The organism is Streptomyces sp. NPDC046939, from assembly GCF_040644575.1.
GTDB lineage: Bacteria > Actinomycetota > Actinomycetes > Streptomycetales > Streptomycetaceae > Streptomyces.
The window spans coordinates 107,510-123,667 of sequence record NZ_JBEYWV010000029.1 but is presented as its reverse complement, the minus strand read 5'-3'; the positions used below and the strand labels follow the sequence as shown (position 1 = coordinate 123,667).

Below are 16,158 nucleotides of genomic sequence, written 5' to 3'. Positions count from 1 at the left end.
TGATGCCACTGCTGGACGCCATCCCGCCCATCCGCGGACGCGTCGGTCATCCTCGACGCAAGCCGGACTCGCTCTTCGCAGACCGCGGCTACGACTACGACATCTATCGCGACCAAGTCCGAGCCCGCGGCATCGTCCCCGCCATCGCCCGCCGAAATACCCGCCAGGGCACCGGACTTGGCGTCTACCGCTGGGTGGTAGAGCGGACCTTCGCCTGGCTCCACGGCTTCCGACGACTCCGCGTCCGCTGGGAACGCCGAGCCGACATTCACGAAGCCTTCCTCAAACTGGCCTGCTGCCTCATCACCCACCGGCAAATCAAGTCACTGTGCGAGCCGCCGCTAGACGGTTGACAACTTCGTCGGGGGTGAAGCTCCAGCCGACCAGGCGCGGCCCGCTCCAGTTGATGCCGATCACGAGTCCATCCCGGGCGGCATCGGGCAGCACGTGATCGCACCAGATGTCCAAGGGCATGGAATCGATGCGAAGCCCATGCCCCCAGATTTTTGCTGCCCTCTGGGCTCGCGACGAGGTCGACCAGAAGGGAAGACTTCGCGTGCCATCCGCGGAGAGGTGAGTGGGGCTTCCATCGTCATCCCGGACGAGCCAGACCGCGCTGTTCTGGCTGACGTCGCGGAAGAACGCCGCCGCTTCCGCACCACTCTGACTCATGGCCACCGACCTTACCGTTCTCCACCACTCATTTCGTTAGGGGTTCTAAGCAGCTGGTTCGCTGGCTCAGTGGCGGTCCCGGCACACGCGAGGGCGTCGAAACCTACATACGGCACTGGCAGGAGCAGTCGAACACATCCGGTCCGCTCCGCGCTTTTCGGCATCCGGGTGGACGTCGACGAGACGCGCGCCGGGACGATCAATCTGCGGTTCACGGCGGAGGGCTTGTCTCCCGGTCAGGTGAACGTCGCCTACGGCCTCTACCCGTTCTGGAGAGGGCGCGGCCTGGCCACCCGCGCGGTCCTCCTGGCCTCCCGATACGCCGCAAGTAAGGGTGGGAAGGAAGCCGTAATCCAAGTAGAGCCGGAGAACGCCGCCTCAGCCTCAGTCGCCCGCCGGGCCGGAATCACCCCCGGCAGGTGCACACGCGGCGAGGACGGGACACGGCTCGACTGGTACATCCGAGACTCGCGCCTCAATGCCCAGAACGCCCCTGGTACTCCCGAGCCAGCATGAGGGCGTTGGGCGACGCATGACCAGCGATTACGAGACAGCGCTTGACTAAGGGGCGGCATTACGCGCCCGCTGGGCACGGCAGGCACTGTCGACAATCCCGCCTCTCCCTTCGAGGGCCCGCACAGCGCCGCAGACCAGACGACAGAACGCGTGCTGGTGAGCATCACGCCGACGCCAGACTGAACCCGACGCATCGTTTGTGCCGAAGGTATGAGCAGCTTACTCCTCACGGGGTCGTACAGGCGTTGGGCAGTGTGCGTCGACACGCACCGACCGATGATGTCGCTGGGAACCCGTACGGGCACCACGGCCGAACCCGCTGAGGCGTCGTCTCGCCGACTCCGCCACACCGTCCAAGATCGGTCAGAAACGACTTGATTCTCCGGACCCGACTCCGCCATGCACATCCCTCAGCGAGATAACGACGCCGCCGAGTCAAGTGCGGTCACAACGACAAGACCCCTCCGACATCGAACAGCAATGCGCCTAAACGCTACACAGAAGGACACTTACAGCCAATCCCGAACTTCACAATCATACACTCGATCTGACCCAACAGAATTTGCCGAACGCTCAAATCGACATACTGGGGCACAGATCATGTCTGATGCTTTCGATCAGATCGAGTCCTACGTACGCACTTGGTGCGGCGCGGCGCCAATCTGCGTCCATACGGGCGACGCGCATATTTGTGACATTGCAAAACATCCCAACTACCGCCAGTTCCGAAAGAATGCCATCGCGAGCGCACGAAACGCGACTCGGTCGCAGCTTTGGGAATCCATGGTAGCCCTCGGTCGCCAATACGACATGAACGATGACCACAAATGGCTCATGATCCTCATGTACTGCCTCATTCCTTCACTTCGAGGAAAGAGCTGGGAAATCACCCGGAAGATGCACCTCGATCTCGAGGACGTTCGCTCCGACATGATCGAGGCTGCGCTTGCCGCCTGGCGGGAGTCAGACCGTAGCGTTCCACCTCGACATGTACCACGCCATATGATTCGATCCGCTATCTCCACTGCATACAAGCGCGCGAAGGCGTACAACCGCGAGTCTACCGTCGATGACGTAGAGGACTTCCTCCCTCTCGCCGAGCCTCTTCAGCTTTCCACTCTCAAAGTATCCTCGATCGTTCACGGAATCGATCAGCGGGATGCAGCTGTGGCCGAGCAGGTACGCGGAGAGCGCTACGGGGCTCTGTTCTACCACTACAACTGCCTAGACACTGTGCTGCAATTCCATGCGGAAATCCGCTCCGGACGCCATCCAGGGCCGGGCGTCCGCGCCACAACTCCATCAATGCTGGCACGCATCGGTATAACTGGCCCTAACCATTACTACTACATCTCCAGTATCTATCCGCGGTTCGTCGGCCTTCCAATCGCTGCCGAAATCCTCGGTATAGCTGAATCCGCAGCCTACCGCAGGGTGCGGGCGGGTTCTTTCCCTTGCCCTCCCACACGGATGGGAGGCGCCTATAAGGTCCCGACACGAGCTCTCATGCACTGTGCGGACATCCCCGATGACATAGTTCACCCGGATGACGTCGAGAATGGGGCCGCGCACGCCGGCGGTTCGGCGTGAAAGCACTTTGTTCCTGGTGGCACCGGCAGCCCTCGCCGGTGCCACCAGGACGCAGCCGCGTAGGTTGACTTTGGACTTCCCCCGAGGCCGCAGGTCACCGTCGGACGCTCCGCTCAATCGGCTCACTGGGCACCGCCTCGGGACTGACCAGCCCATCAAAGTTCGACCTTTAAGCAGCCGGAATAGACAGCCTCGCCTCACTCAACCCGCCCCACGCGGTTGAAGCGAGCCGGTCGGCTGACTTCGGCTGTGACAGATCCGCGTGCGCGGGTAAGCGGGCTCCACGGACGACCACACCGGACCACACCGCACGGTTTACGACGGAGGGGATGAGTCCTCATGCCGCTCACGTTCCGCAAGAGCTTCCGGATCCTGCCGGGGGTCCGCCTGAACATCAACCGCAAGTCCTGGTCCATCACGACGGGCGGCGGTTCGCGCGGCCCACGCCACACGCACAGCAGCACAGGGCGCCGTACGACGTCGATGGATCTGCCGGGCCCGTTCGGCTGGCGCAAGACGCGTACCGCCAAGCGCCACTGACGCGTAGAAGACTCCATCAAACCCAGTCGCCCCTCCCGGATTGCGGCATCTCATATGTGAGATAGCCTGCCGCCATGGCAGACGATTACCTCGTACGTATCGGCAAGCTCATCCGTGACGCCCGTCAGCATCGTGGCTGGACACAGAGTCAGCTCGCCGAGGCGCTCGGCACCAGCCAGAGCGCTGTGAACCGCATCGAGCGCGGCAATCAGAACATCAGCCTTGAGATGATCGCCCGAATCGGCGAAGCTCTCGACAGCGAGATCGTCTCCTTGGGCTACGCCGGTCCGATGCATCTGCGCGTGGTCGGCGGGCGCCGTCTCTCGGGCGCGATCGACGTCAAGACGAGCAAGAACGCGTGCGTGGCGCTGCTCTGCGCATCCCTGCTCAACGACGGCCGGACCGTGCTGCGCCGCGTCGCCCGCATCGAGGAGGTCTACCGCCTCCTGGAGGTGCTGAACTCCATCGGTGTGCGCACCCGCTGGATCAACGACGGCGTCGACCTGGAGATCGTGCCGCCCGCCCGTCTCGACATGGAGGCGATCGACGCGGAGGCGGCCCGCCGCACCCGCTCGATCATCATGTTCCTCGGCCCGCTCCTGCACCGCATGGACCGCTTCACGCTGCCCTACGCGGGCGGCTGCGACCTCGGCACCCGCACCATCGAGCCGCACATGATCGCCCTGCGCCGCTTCGGCCTGGACATCACCGCGACCGAGGGGCTCTACCACGCCGAGGTGCAGGCGGAGGTCTCCCCGGACCGCCCGATCGTGCTGACCGAGCGCGGCGACACGGTGACGGAGAACGCGCTGCTCGCCGCCGCCCGCCACGAGGGCACGACGGTGATCCGCAACGCGTCCTCCAACTACATGGTCCAGGACCTCTGCTTCTTCCTGGAGGCGCTCGGCGTCCGCGTCGACGGCATCGGCACGACCACCCTCACCGTCCACGGCCTCGCCCGGATCGACGTGGACGTGGACTACTCGCCGTCCGAGGACCCGGTCGAGGCGATGAGCCTGCTCGCCGCCGCCGTCGTCACCGAGTCCGAGCTGACGGTGCGGCGCGTGCCGATCGAGTTCCTGGAGATCGAGCTGGCGGTCCTGGAGGAAATGGGCCTCGACCACGACCGCACCGCCGAGTACACCGCCGACAACGGGCGCACGCGCCTGGTGGACCTCACCGTCCGGCCCTCCAAGCTGGAGGCGCCGATCGACAAGATCCACCCGATGCCGTTCCCCGGCCTGAACATCGACAACGTGCCGTTCTTCGCGGCGATCGCGGCCGCCGCCCAGGGCAAGACCCTCATCCACGACTGGGTCTACGACAACCGCGCGATCTACCTCACCGACCTCAACCGCCTCGGCGGCCGCCTCCAGCTCCTCGACCCGCACCGCGTGCTCGTCGAGGGCCCGACCCGCTGGCGCGCCGCCGAGATGATGTGCCCGCCCGCGCTCCGCCCCGCCGTGGTCGTCCTCCTCGCGATGATGGCGGCCGAGGGCACGTCGGTCCTGCGCAACGTGTACGTCATCAACCGCGGCTACGAGGACCTGGCGGAGCGGCTCAACTCGGTCGGCGCGCAGATCGAGACGTTCCGGGACATCTGAGCCCCGCGCGCTCCGTCAGTGCGGGACCGGGCACACCCCGGCGGCGGAAGCGGTGGCGACCGTGTTGTAGGAGGGCGCGGACAGGGTCGTCACCGTGGTGCTGCCGAGCTGCTTGAGGATCTCGTCGGAGAGCAGGTCCTGCTGGCCCTTGAGGGCGTCGGCGACCACCGTGTCCTTCGGGAAGACCATCTCGGCCGCGATGTTGTCCTGCACGATCCGGGCGAGGTTGTCGAGCGCGGTGAAGACCGGGTCGGCCGGCGGCTCCAGGCCGGGCAGGTCGATGAGGTGCGTGGACACCTTCGCCGCGTTCATGCAGTCCTTCAGGATGATGGTGTTCTGGTTGAGGACGCTCGTCGTCCACTGCGAGAGCACCACGCAGTACAGGTCCGCCCAGGCCGCCTCGCCGACCTTGGCGCGCCAGGTCTTCATGATGTCCTGGACGCCCTTGATCTGGGCCTGCGAGGCGTGCTCCATGTTGGTGCGGATCGCCGGGTAGACGCTGCCGGAGAAGTCCTCGAAGGACTTCATGTCGAAGCGCTTCGCGGCGATCGACGCGTTGATGAACTTCAGGCCGCCGTCGAGGATCGTCGCGCAGGACGTGGTCAGCGCGGCGGGCAGACCGGCCGCGGGCAGGTTCGCGCGGGCGGTGGTGAGCTTGGCGGCGTACGCCTTCAGCGGCTCGATCCAGGCCGTGGACGTCTCGTCGTTGAACGCGACCATCACCAGGTCGTGCGGGTCGATCCGGTTCGCGTTGGGCAGGTTCGGGATCTTGTCCGCCAGATAGGAGGCGATCACCGAGAAGATGCCGAGCGGGACGTGGGCGATGGACTTCGCCAGCTCGAACGTCTGCGAGACCGGGTTGACGGACTCCTGTCCGTCCGTGGTCACGAGGGTGAACCGGCCGCCCTTGGCGTCGTTCTGGACGACGACGACCGGTGAGAGGTGTTTGATCAACTCCGCCTTCAGCGTGGCGTAGTTGGCGCGCATGCCCGCGTTCACCGCGAACAGCGACTCGCGGGCCTGGGTCTGGGTGACCGCGGCCGCCGCGCTGTCACCGGTGTCCGCGGCGCTCGGCACCGCGGAGTAGCCGATGAGGGCGGCGGTGCCGACGCCGGTGGCGCCGCCTATGAAACCTCTGCGCGTAGCCATCTTCGTTTTCTCCCTGAGGACTTGAAGTGCAATTTCCGGTGCTTGTGCATGGGGGGAAACCTTTGGTTGGGGGGAAGTGGGGGGTGGGGGGGAAGTGGGGCGGGGAAGCGTTACGTCACTTGATGTCGCTCTGCTTCGGGACGACGACGCCGAACCGGTCCTGGATCGTGGCCAGCGCCGACTCGTGCACCTGCTTCGCCGGGATGCCCTGGGGGTTGCCCTTGACCGGCAGCGGGCGGGTGGCGGAGGCGTCGCCGACGACCGTCGGGTGGTAGCCGTTGTAGACGGCGCCCTCGGTGGTGAACAGGGTGCACATGTGCGTCATGAAGCCGGAGATGATGACGTTCTTGCGGCCGGTCTTCTTCAGCACGGCGTCGAGGTTCGTGTCGTGGAAGCCGTTCGGGACGGCCTTCTCCACGACGGTCTCGCCCTTGGCGGGCTTCAGCGCCGGGATGATCTGGCCGGCCTTCGACGTGAGGTCGTAGCCCTTCTCGACGATGTGGACGACCGGGGTGTGCGCCGCGCGGGCGCGGTCGAGGAGCACCTTGGTGTTGTCGACGGCCTGGCGCCAGCCGGTCAGCTCCATCGTGCCGCCGGTGTAGACGTTCTGGTAGTCGACGAGGACCAGGGTGGCGTTCGACAGCTTGGCCGGGGTCTCGTCCAGCTTCATCAGCTGGCGCAGGGTGGTGGTGTCCTTCGCGTAATCGCGCTCCTGCTTCTTCTCCGTACGGGTAGCCGCCTCGGAGTCACCCCCGCACGCGGTCATGGTCGCGGCGAGGACGGCGGCGGCGCCCAGGGCGGCGGCGGTGCGGAGCGGCTTCATCGGACGATCTCCTTCTGGGTCGGGACGACGACGCCGTACAGGTCGGCGATGGTGGCGAGCGCCGACAGGTGCACCTGCTCGGCGGGGACGTCGGCGCCCGCGACCGGGAGCGAGCGGGTGGCGGTGGCCTCGGCGACGACGGTCGGCCGGTGACCGGCGAGGAACGCGCCCTGCGCGGTGAACGCCACGCACATGTGCGTCATCCAGCCCGCGATGATCACGTCCTGCCCCTCGGTGAGGTGCGTGGCGAGGTCCGTGCCGACGAAGGCGTTCGGGACCTGCTTGACCACGACCTCCTCGCCGTCGACGGGCGTCAGCCTCGGGTGGATCCGGCCGATCTCCGCGCGGATGTCGTACGGGGTGCCCTCGCCGCCGTCGTTGATGACGTGGACCACCTTGGTGCCCGCCTCCCGCGCCCGTGCGAGGAGTTCGGCCGCGGCGTCGAGGGACGCCTCCCACCCGTCGAGCTCCATCACGCCCTGGGTGTAGGTGTTCTGGAAGTCGATGAGGATCAGCGTCGAACCGGCCAGCGTCGCGGGGGTCTCGTCGAAGCCGTTCAGCTCGCGCAGCGTGGTTCGGGACATGGGTGTACCGCCTTCTCAATACGGGTGGGAGGCGCGGCCCGGGGGTCTGCGCCGGGCCACGTCCGTAACGCTATGACCCGCCTGTGACGTCGGCAATGACGTCTAACATGCAGATACCGACATAGCCATGGGGGGATTCGTGCCGGACCGCGCCAGCACCAGACGGCTCATCGTGATCGTGCTCTTCGAGGGCGTCGACCTGCTCGACGTCACCGGTCCGCCGGAGGTGTTCTCGCTCGCCCTGCGCGAGACCGAGGAGGCCGCCGGGTACCAGGTGCTGCTCGCCGCCGAGACCATGGACCCGGTCACCACGGGTGCGGGCGTGCGCATCCTGCCGGACACCACCTTCGCGCGGGCCGCCGAGGGCACCATCGACACGCTCATCGTGCCGGGCGCGGTGGAGTTCGACGAGGAGCGGCGCGTCCACCCGCTCGTCGATCCACGGCTCGTGGAGTGGGTACGGGTGCTGGCCGGACGGACGCACCGGATCACGTCCGTCTGCGTCGGCGCGCATCTGCTCGCCGCCGCCGGGCTCCTCGACGGCAAGCGCGCCACGACGCACTGGTCCACGGCGCAACAACTCGCCGCCGACCATCCGGCCGTCGAGGTCGACGCCGACCCGATCTTCATCCGCGAGGGCAACGTGTGGACCGGCGCGGGGATCAGCGCCTGCCTCGACCTCTCGCTCGCGCTCATCGCCGACGACCTGGGCGAGGCGGTCGCCCTGCGGGTCGCGCGGCAGCTCGTGATGTACCTGAAGCGGCCCAGCGGGCAGAGCCAGTTCAGCGTCCCCCTGGAGCAGGTGTCCACGACGCGGCGCATCGAGGATCTGCGCCACCACATCCTGCGCCACATCGGCGAACCGCTCACCGTCGTCGACCTCGCCGCGTACGCCCACGTCAGCGACCGGCACCTGACCCGCCTCTTCAAGACCGAGCTGGGGACGACACCGCACGCGTACATCGAGTCCGTACGGGTGGAGAAGGCCCGGCACGAACTGGAGTCGTCCGACGCGACCCTGGAGCGGGTGGCGGCGCTGTGCGGGTTCGGCACGACGGACACGCTCGTACGGGCGTTCCGGCGGCGGCTGAACACGACGCCGACGGAGTACCGGCGGCGGTTCCGGGTGCCGCCGGCCGTCTGATCCCCCCGTTCTAGGGGAGTACGGCGGTGCCGTCGATCTCGACCAGTGCCTGTGCGTCCCAGAGGCGGGAGACGCCGATGACCGCCATCGCGGGGTAGTCGCGGCCCGCCAACTCCCGCCAGATGCGGCCCAGTTCACGGGCGTGGGCGCGGTAGGCGGGCACGTCCGTCGTGTAGACCGTGGCGCGCGCGAGGTCGGCGGGGGTGCCGCCCGCGTGGCGGAGGGCCGTGAGGAGGTTGGCCAGGGCCCGCTCGAACTGCTCGGGCAGCGTCTCGCCGGTGATCCTGCCGTCCGCGTCCAAGGCGGTCTGCCCGGCCAGCATGACCAGCCGCGTCCCGGTGGCGACGACGGCGTGGGAGAAGCCGGCGGGCGGGGAGAGCTCTGGCGGGTTGAGGCGTTCGGCGGTCACGGCTTCCTCGCCTCCGTGGCGCGGTAGAGGTCCCGCGCGATGATCGCGCGCTGGATCTCGCTCGCGCCCTCGTAGATGCGCGGCGCTCGCACCTCGCGGTACAGGTGTTCCAGGAGGTGGCCGCGGTGCAGCGCCCGCGCCCCGTGCAACTGGACCGCCGCGTCGACGACCTGCTGCGCCGTCTCCGTCGCGAGCAGTTTGGCCATCGCCGCGCGCCGGGGGACGCCGTCCGCCCCCTCGTCGTACGCCGACGCGGCCGCGTACACCATGAGCCGCGCCGACTCGACGCGCAGGGCCATGTCGGCGACCTGGTGCGCGACGGTCTGGAGCTCCTTCAACGGGCCGCCGAACGCCCGGCGTTGCGCGGTGTGCGCGAGGGTCGCGTCGAGCGCCGCCTGCGCCATGCCGACGGCGAACGCGCCGACGCTGGGCCGGAACAGGTTGAGGGTGTTCATCGCGACGCCGAAGCCGCCGCCTACCTCGCCGAGCACGTCGTCCGGGCCGACCGGCACCCCGGCGAAGGTGAGCAGGCCGATGGGGTGCTGGGAGAGCATGTCGAGGTGGTCGCCGGTCAGTCCGGGCCGGTCGGCGGGGACGAGGAAGGCCGTCACGCCCCGGGGGCCCTCGGCGGGAGCGCCGGTGCGGGCGAAGACCGTATAGAAGTCGGCCTCGGGGGCGTTGGAGATCCAGCACTTCTCGCCGGTCAGCCGCCAGGCGTCGCCGTCCGGCTCGGCGCGGAGCGCGAGCGCCGCCGCGTCGGAGCCCGCGCCCGGCTCGCTCAGCGCGAACGCGGCGACCGCGCGCCCCGCGCTCACCTCCGGCAGCCAGCGCTCGCGCTGCTCCTTCGTGCCGTACGCGTGCACGGGGTGCGCCCCGAGACCTTGCAGGGCGAGGGCGGTCTCCGCCTCGGTGCAGACCTGGGCGAGGGACTCGCGCATCAGGCACAGACCGAGCGCGCCGGACGTGAACAGCCGGTCGAGCAGCCCGAGTTGGCCCAGCTCGGCGACGAGCGGGCGGTTGACGCGGCCCGGTTCGCCCTTCTCGGCGAGCGGGGCCAGCCGCCGCCCCGCCAGCTCGCGCAGCTCGGCGCACCAGTCGAGTTGGTCGGGTGCGAGCGAGAACGTGCCCATGCGCCGGGCTCCTCCCAGGACGGACGAGTGCCAGGATCCGTGGCTGCCCGCACCGTATCGCGTGCCGTTGACTGTCGTCACCATCACGATACGCTCGAAGCGCCGACCCGGCTCGACGCGCGACCACGCCATGGCAAGGGGGCGCCCTCATGACCCAGCCACCCCTCTCCCTGCATCCGTCAGGACACACCGACACGTTCGCGCGCGACCACCTGCCGCCCGCCGCGCTCTGGCCCGGCCTCCTCCTCGACCTGCCCGAACTGCGCTACCCGGAGCGGCTGAACTGCGGCGCCGAACTGCTCGACGCGACCGTGCTCCGGTTCGGCCCGGACCGGCCCGCCTTCCACTCCCCCGGCCGACCGACGTGGTCCTACGGGCAGTTGAAGGCGCGCGTCGACCGGATCGCACACGTGCTGAGCGAGGACCTGGGGGTCGTGCCGGGCAACCGCGTGCTGCTGCGCGGGCCCACCACGCCCGACCTCGCCGCCTGCTGGCTCGCCGTGATGAAGGCGGGCGGCGTCGCCGTGACCGTGCTGGCACAGCAGCGCTCCGCCGAACTGGCGGCCATGTGCGAGATCGCGCGGGTGCGGCACGCGCTGTGCGACGCCCGGACGGTCGACGACCTGGTCAAGGCGGAGGTCCCGGGCCTGCGCATCACGACGTTCGGCGGCGACGGACCGGACGACCTCGCACGCCGGACACCCGCGAAACCGTCGTCGTACGAGGCCGTGCCGACCTCCGCCGACGACGTCGCCCTCATCGCGTTCACCTCGGGGACCACCGGTCGGCCCAAAGGGTGCATGCACTTCCACCGGGACGTGCTCGCCGTCGCCGACACCTTCGCGCGACACGTGCTGCGGCCGACGCGGGACGACGTGTTCGCGGGCAGCCCGCCCCTCGGCTTCACGTTCGGGCTCGGCGGGCTCGTCGTCTTCCCGCTGCGCGCCGGCGCCTCGGCGCTGCTGCTCGAACAGGCGGGCCCGCGCCAGTTGCTGCCCGCCGTCGCCGCGCACCGGGTGTCGGTCCTGTTCACGGCCCCCACGGCGTACCGCGCGATGCTCGCGGACCCGGCCTGGCCCACGTACGACGTGAGCGCTCTGCGGCGCTGCGTCTCCGCCGGGGAGAACCTGCCCGCCGCGACCTGGCACGCCTGGCACGAGGCGACCGGGGTGCGCGTCATCAACGGCATCGGCGCGACCGAACTCCTCCACATCTTCCTCTCCGCCGCCGACGACGAGATACGGCCGGGGACGACAGGGCGCCCGGTGCCGGGCTGGCAGGCGCGCGTCGTGGACGAGTCGGGCCACGAACTCCCCGACGGAGAGCCCGGGTTGCTCGCCGTGCGCGGGCCCGTCGGCTGCCGCTACCTCGCCGACGAACGGCAGACCACCTATGTACGGCACGGCTGGAACATCACCGGAGACACGTATGTCCGCGAGCCCGACGGCTACTTCCGGTACGTCGCCCGCGCCGACGACATGATCATCAGCGCCGGGTACAACATCGCGGGCCCCGAGGTCGAGGACGCGCTGCTGCGCCACCCCGACGTGACGGAGGCGGCGGTCGTCGGCAGGGCGGACGAGACGCGCGGGCAGATAGCGGTCGCGTACGTGGTGACGCGGGCCGGGGCGCGGCAGGACGCGGAGGCCCTGCGGGAGTTCGTGAAGGCGGAGCTGGTGCCGTACAAGTGCCCCCGGGAGTTCGTGTTCCTGGACGCGCTGCCGCGGACCCCGACGGGAAAGCTCCAGCGGTTCCGGCTGCGCGAACCCGTACCGCCGGGGCCTGAGCCCGTAGAGCCGGGTCGCGGGCCCGGAACCGTACAGTGATCGCGTGTCCGAGCAGCAGAACTCGCCCAGCGGCCCCGCGGGCCAGGCGCACACCCCGCGCTCCCTCATCGTCACCCTGTACGGCGCCTACGGGCGCGGGCTCCCCGGACCCGTCCCCGTCGCCGAGCTGATCCGGCTGCTCGGGGCCGCCGGGGTCGACGCGCCCTCGGTGCGCTCGGCCGTGTCCCGGCTGAAGCGGCGCGGGCTGCTCCTCGCCGCGCGCAGCGCGTCGGGCGCCGCCGGGTACGCGCTGTCGGACGACGCGCGCCAGCTCCTCGCCGACGGCGACCGGCGCGTGTACGGCACCCCCGACGACGACGGGGCGGACGGCTGGGTGCTCGCCGTGTTCTCCGTGCCCGAGTCGCAGCGCGCCAAGCGGCACGTGCTGCGCTCCACGCTCACCGGCCTCGGCTTCGGCACCGTCGCGCCCGGCGTGTGGCTCGCGCCCGCGCGGGTGTACGAGGAGACGCGGCACACCCTGGAGCGGGCCGGCTGCGCCGCGTACGTCGAACTGTTCCGCGGGGAGCACCTGGGGTTCGCGGCGACCGCCGACGCGGTGGCCCGCTGGTGGGACCTCGCGGCCCTGGCCAAGCTCCACGAGGCGTTCCTCGACGAGCACGAGCCGGTGCTCCGCGCCTGGGAGTCCCGCACCGACACCCCGCCCCGCGAGGCGTACCGCGACTACCTCCTCGCCCTCGACTCCTGGCGCCACCTCCCCTACACCGACCCGGGCCTCCCGGCGCGCCTCCTCCCGGAGGGCTGGCCGGGGGTGCGGTCGGCGGAGGTGTTCCGAGCGCTGCACGAGAGGCTGCGGGAGGCGGGGGCCCGGTTCGTCACCCCCGACTGACCCGGCCTTCTGAGTGTGTGAGGTCACCGAGCCACGGGCCACGTGGCAGACACTCAACCGGGCAGGGAGAGCCTCGGCTTCGGGGCGTCCGAGCGCCCCGTCTGCGGCCGCCGGCTCCCCGCACGGTACGGCTCCGGCCACACCACTCCCGCCCCCGCATACCCCTGTTCCGCCGCCGCGTGGAGCGTCCAGTGCGGGTCGTACAGGTGAGGGCGGGCCAACGCGCACAGGTCCGTACGGCCCGCCAGGATCAGGGAGTTCACGTCGTCCCACGACGAGATCGCCCCGACCGAGATCACCGGGACGCCGGTCTCGGCGCGGATGCGGTCCGCGTAGGGAACCTGGTAGGAGCGGCCGAACGCGGGGCGTTCGTCGGACACGACCTGGCCCGTGGAGACGTCGATCGCGTCGGCACCATGCGCGGCGAACGCCCGCGCGATGGCCACCGCGTCGTCCGGCCCCGTACCCCCCTCGGCCCAGTCCGTCGCCGAGATGCGGACCGTCGTGGGACGGTCCTGCGGCCACACGTCCCGCACCGCGTCGAACACCTCCAGCGGGAAGCGCAGCCGCCCCTCCAGCGACCCCCCGTACTCGTCGGTGCGCCGGTTCGTCAGCGGCGACAGGAACCCGGAGAGCAGATATCCGTGCGCGCAGTGCAGCTCAAGGAGGTCGAAGCCCGCCTCCGCCGCCCGGCGCGCCGCCGCCACGAACTCCGCCCGCACCGACGCCAGTTCGCCGCGCGTCAGCGCCCGCGGCACCTGGCTGCCCTCCTTGTACGGGATGGGCGACGCCGCGACCACCGGCCAGTTCTCCTCCGGTACGGGCAGCGGCTCGTCCATGCCCTCCCACATCAGCCGGGTGGAACCCTTGCGCCCGGAGTGCCCGAGCTGGACGCCGATCGCCGTGCCGGGCGCCCGCCGGTGCACGAAGTCGGTGATCCGGCGCCACGCCGCGCCCTGCTCGTCGGTGTAGAGCCCGGCGCACCCCGGTGTGATGCGCCCCTCGGGGCTGACGCACACCATCTCCGTCATGACGAGCCCCGCCCCGCCGAGCGCCCGCGCCCCGAGATGGACGAGGTGGAAGTCGCCGGGGACGCCGTCGGCCGCCGAGTACATGTCCATCGGGGAGACGACGACCCGGTTGCGCAGCCGCAGCCCGCGCAGACGGAAGGGCGTGAACATGGGCGGCGTACCGGGCGGGCAGCCGAACTCCTTCTCCACCGACGCCGTGAACACCGGGTCGCGCAGCCGCAGGTTGTCGTGCGTGACCCGGCGGCTGCGGGTCAGCAGGTCGAAGGTGAACTGCCGCGGTGGCCTGCCGAGATGGCGCGCCAGGTCCTCGAACCACTCCAGGCTGGCCCGCGCGGCCCGCTGCGTGGAGGCGACGACCGGCCTGCGCTCGTCCTCGTAGGCCCGCAACGCCTGGGCGATGGTCGGCTGTTCGTGGAGGGACGCGGTGAGCGCCAGCGCGTCCTCGACGGCGAGCTTCGTTCCGGAGCCGATGGAGAAGTGCGCGGTGTGCGCCGCGTCGCCGATCAGCACGCAATTGCCGTGCGACCAGCGGTCGTTGACCACCGTACGGAACGTCAGCCACGAGGAGTTGTTGGAGCGCAGGGCGCGGCCGTCCAGCGCGTCCGTGAAGATCTTCGCCGCGCGGTCGATCGACTCGCGCACGTCCAGGTCCGCGAGGCCCGCCGCCCGCCACACCTCCTCCCGCATCTCGACGATGACGGTGGACGCGTCGCCGCTGTACGGATAGCCGTGCAGTTGCATGACCCCGTGCTCGGTCTCGGCGATCTCGAAGCGGAACGCGTCGAAGGCGAAGTCGGCGGCGAGCCAGATGTACCGGTTGCGGTGCTCCTCGACGCGCGGCCCGAACGCGTCGGCGTACGTCCGCCGGGTGCGGCTGTGCACTCCGTCGGCGGCGACGACCAGGTCGTGCGTCGCGCACAGCTCGGCGACGGGCGGCGCCTCGGTGCGAAAGCGCAGGGTGACGCCGAGGCCGCGGCAGCGGTCCTCCAGGATCTCAAGGAGGCGGCGACGGCCGAGCGCCGCGAACCCGTGACCGCCGGAGGTGTGGCGCACGCCCCGGTGCACGACGTCGATGTCGTCCCAGCGCACGAACTCGTCCCGCAGGGACGCGTAGACCACGGGGTCGGCGTGTTCGATGCCGCCGAGGGTCTCGTCGGAGAGGACGACGCCGAAGCCGAACGTGTCGTGCGGTGCGTTGCGCTCCCACACCGTGATCGCGCGGTCCGGGTCGAGGCGCTTGAGCAGCGCGGCCGCGTACAGACCGCCGGGGCCGCCGCCGATGACGGCGATGCGCTGTGCGCGCGGGGTCACGGCGCGGTCACCTCCCCTGCCACTTGGGCGGCCGTTTATCGGTGAAGGCGGCGTGGAACTCGGCGTAGTCCTCGCCGTGCATGAGCAGCGCCTGCGTCGCCGCGTCCAGCTCGACGGCGGCGGAGAGCGGCAGGTCGAGCTCGGCGGTGAGCAGCGCCTTCGTCTGCGCGTACGCGAGCGCGGGGCCCTCGGCGAGGCGGCGGGCGAGGGCGAGCGCCGCCTCGTCGGCCCGGCCCTCCTCCGTCAGCTCGCTGATCAGGCCGATGCGCTCGGCCTCCGGGGCGCGGACGGCGTCGCCGAGCATGAGCAGCCGGGTGGCGTGGCCGAGGCCGACGACGCGCGGCAGCAGATAGGCGGCGCCCATGTCGCCGCCGGAGAGCCCGACCTTGGTGAAGAGGAACGCGAAGCGGGCGCTGGGGTCCGCGACCCGGAAGTCGGCGGCGAGGGCGAGGACGGCGCCCGCGCCCGCCGCGACCCCGTGCACGGCCGCGACCACGGGGAACGGCGCCTCCCTGAGCGCCCGCACGACCTGGCCGGTCATCCGGTTGAAGTCGAGGAGGCGGGCGGTGTCCATGGCGAGGGTGGCCCCGATGATCTCGTCGACGTCGCCGCCGGAGCAGAAGCCGCGCCCCTGCCCGGTGAGGACGAGGGCGCGCACCGTCTTCTCGCGGGACAGCTCGGCGAGGAGGTCGCGCAGGTCGGCGTAGGCGCCGAAGGTGAGGGCGTTGAGCTTCTCGGGCCGGGCGAGCGTGACAGTCGCGACGCCGGCCGTGTCCACGGCGTAGGAGAGGTGGTGCCAGGTCTCGGTGCGCGGAGTGGAGCCGGTGAAGGGACTCATACCTCTCGAAGCTATCACCGGTTCGTGACTGTCGTCAGTACTGCGCGATAACTTCCGACCGGCCAGAGGAGCGGATAAGCCGCGCATCAGCCCATAGGGCCCAATGTCCCGAGGAAGACCACCGGGAGCCTCTATCGACGCACG

Annotated in this window: 16 protein-coding genes; 8 read left to right on the top strand and 8 right to left on the bottom strand. The window is 70.1% G+C overall.

From position 1 onward, the window contains the following. A partial coding sequence (locus tag ABZ877_RS28715; RefSeq protein WP_361076590.1) for a transposase occupies positions 1 to 353 on the top strand: 353 nt, incomplete at its 5' end. On the opposite strand, the gene ABZ877_RS28710 is transcribed toward ABZ877_RS28715, so the two are convergent. Then, positions 319 to 672: a DUF2750 domain-containing protein gene (locus ABZ877_RS28710; RefSeq protein ID WP_361076587.1), complete on the bottom strand. Its 354-nt coding sequence runs from the start codon at positions 670 to 672 to the stop codon at positions 319 to 321. The genes ABZ877_RS28715 and ABZ877_RS28710 overlap by 35 nt on opposite strands. Here ABZ877_RS28710 and ABZ877_RS28705 point away from each other — a divergent pair. The 4 genes from ABZ877_RS28705 to ABZ877_RS28690 all read left to right on the top strand — a co-directional run bounded on the left by ABZ877_RS28705 (position 574) and on the right by ABZ877_RS28690 (position 4,922). Beyond that, positions 574 to 1,188, top strand: a complete 615-nt coding sequence (locus ABZ877_RS28705; protein WP_361076584.1) for a GNAT family protein — start codon at positions 574 to 576, stop codon at positions 1,186 to 1,188. The two genes, ABZ877_RS28710 and ABZ877_RS28705, sit on opposite strands and share 99 nt — an antisense overlap. Positions 1,189 to 1,788: 600 nt before the next feature. After that, positions 1,789 to 2,778 (top strand): hypothetical protein, encoded by a 990-nt coding sequence (locus ABZ877_RS28700; RefSeq protein WP_361076581.1) that lies wholly within the window; start codon positions 1,789 to 1,791, stop codon positions 2,776 to 2,778. 339 nt (positions 2,779 to 3,117) lie between these two features. Next, complete coding sequence (locus ABZ877_RS28695) at positions 3,118 to 3,318, top strand: DUF4236 domain-containing protein (protein ID WP_361076578.1); 201 nt, start codon at positions 3,118 to 3,120, stop codon at positions 3,316 to 3,318. A 74-nt stretch (positions 3,319 to 3,392) separates the two neighbouring features. Beyond that, entirely contained in the window at positions 3,393 to 4,922 is a 1,530-nt protein-coding gene (locus ABZ877_RS28690; RefSeq protein ID WP_361076575.1) for a UDP-N-acetylglucosamine 1-carboxyvinyltransferase, read from the top strand. 15 nt (positions 4,923 to 4,937) lie between these two features. On the opposite strand, the gene ABZ877_RS28685 is transcribed toward ABZ877_RS28690, so the two are convergent. The 3 genes from ABZ877_RS28685 to ABZ877_RS28675 form a co-directional block, all read right to left on the bottom strand. After that, the gene (locus tag ABZ877_RS28685; protein WP_361076573.1) at positions 4,938 to 6,071 is read right to left on the bottom strand and encodes a hypothetical protein; all 1,134 of its coding nucleotides are present in this window, start codon (positions 6,069 to 6,071) and stop codon (positions 4,938 to 4,940) included. Between the two features lie 115 nt (positions 6,072 to 6,186). Then, positions 6,187 to 6,894, bottom strand: a complete 708-nt coding sequence (locus ABZ877_RS28680) for an isochorismatase family protein (protein ID WP_361076570.1) — start codon at positions 6,892 to 6,894, stop codon at positions 6,187 to 6,189. Further along, complete coding sequence (locus tag ABZ877_RS28675; protein ID WP_361076567.1) at positions 6,891 to 7,478, bottom strand: isochorismatase family protein; 588 nt, start codon at positions 7,476 to 7,478, stop codon at positions 6,891 to 6,893. The genes ABZ877_RS28680 and ABZ877_RS28675 overlap by 4 nt, the downstream gene beginning before the upstream one ends. Before the next feature lie 127 nt (positions 7,479 to 7,605). On the opposite strand from ABZ877_RS28675, the gene ABZ877_RS28670 reads away from it, so the two are divergent. Then, entirely contained in the window at positions 7,606 to 8,622 is a 1,017-nt protein-coding gene (locus tag ABZ877_RS28670; RefSeq protein WP_361076564.1) for a helix-turn-helix domain-containing protein, read from the top strand. A 10-nt stretch (positions 8,623 to 8,632) separates the two neighbouring features. On the opposite strand, the gene ABZ877_RS28665 is transcribed toward ABZ877_RS28670, so the two are convergent. Further along, positions 8,633 to 9,031 (bottom strand): RidA family protein, encoded by a 399-nt coding sequence (locus ABZ877_RS28665; RefSeq protein WP_361076561.1) that lies wholly within the window; start codon positions 9,029 to 9,031, stop codon positions 8,633 to 8,635. Continuing rightward, the gene (locus ABZ877_RS28660) at positions 9,028 to 10,161 is read right to left on the bottom strand and encodes an acyl-CoA dehydrogenase family protein (RefSeq protein ID WP_361076558.1); all 1,134 of its coding nucleotides are present in this window, start codon (positions 10,159 to 10,161) and stop codon (positions 9,028 to 9,030) included. Before ABZ877_RS28660 ends, ABZ877_RS28665 begins: the two co-directional genes overlap by 4 nt. A 149-nt stretch (positions 10,162 to 10,310) precedes the next feature. Between ABZ877_RS28660 and ABZ877_RS28655 the strand changes: the two genes are divergently transcribed. Both ABZ877_RS28655 and ABZ877_RS28650 read left to right on the top strand, forming a co-directional pair. Continuing rightward, positions 10,311 to 11,987, top strand: a complete 1,677-nt coding sequence (locus ABZ877_RS28655) for an AMP-binding protein (RefSeq protein ID WP_361076555.1) — start codon at positions 10,311 to 10,313, stop codon at positions 11,985 to 11,987. Between the two features lie 4 nt (positions 11,988 to 11,991). Beyond that, on the top strand, positions 11,992 to 12,834 hold the full coding sequence (locus ABZ877_RS28650; RefSeq protein ID WP_361076552.1) for a PaaX family transcriptional regulator C-terminal domain-containing protein: 843 nt from the start codon (positions 11,992 to 11,994) through the stop codon (positions 12,832 to 12,834). 53 nt (positions 12,835 to 12,887) lie between these two features. Here ABZ877_RS28650 and ABZ877_RS28645 read toward each other — a convergent pair whose 3' ends face one another. Together ABZ877_RS28645 and ABZ877_RS28640 are read right to left on the bottom strand one after the other, a co-directional pair. Continuing rightward, a complete protein-coding gene (locus ABZ877_RS28645) occupies positions 12,888 to 15,176 on the bottom strand; it encodes a bifunctional salicylyl-CoA 5-hydroxylase/oxidoreductase (RefSeq protein ID WP_361076549.1) in 2,289 nt (762 codons plus the stop codon). 7 nt (positions 15,177 to 15,183) lie between these two features. Further along, positions 15,184 to 16,014 carry an enoyl-CoA hydratase family protein gene (locus ABZ877_RS28640; RefSeq protein WP_361076546.1) on the bottom strand — a complete coding sequence of 277 codons (831 nt, stop codon included), beginning with the start codon at positions 16,012 to 16,014 and terminating at the stop codon, positions 15,184 to 15,186. Positions 16,015 to 16,158: the final 144 nt, after the last annotated feature.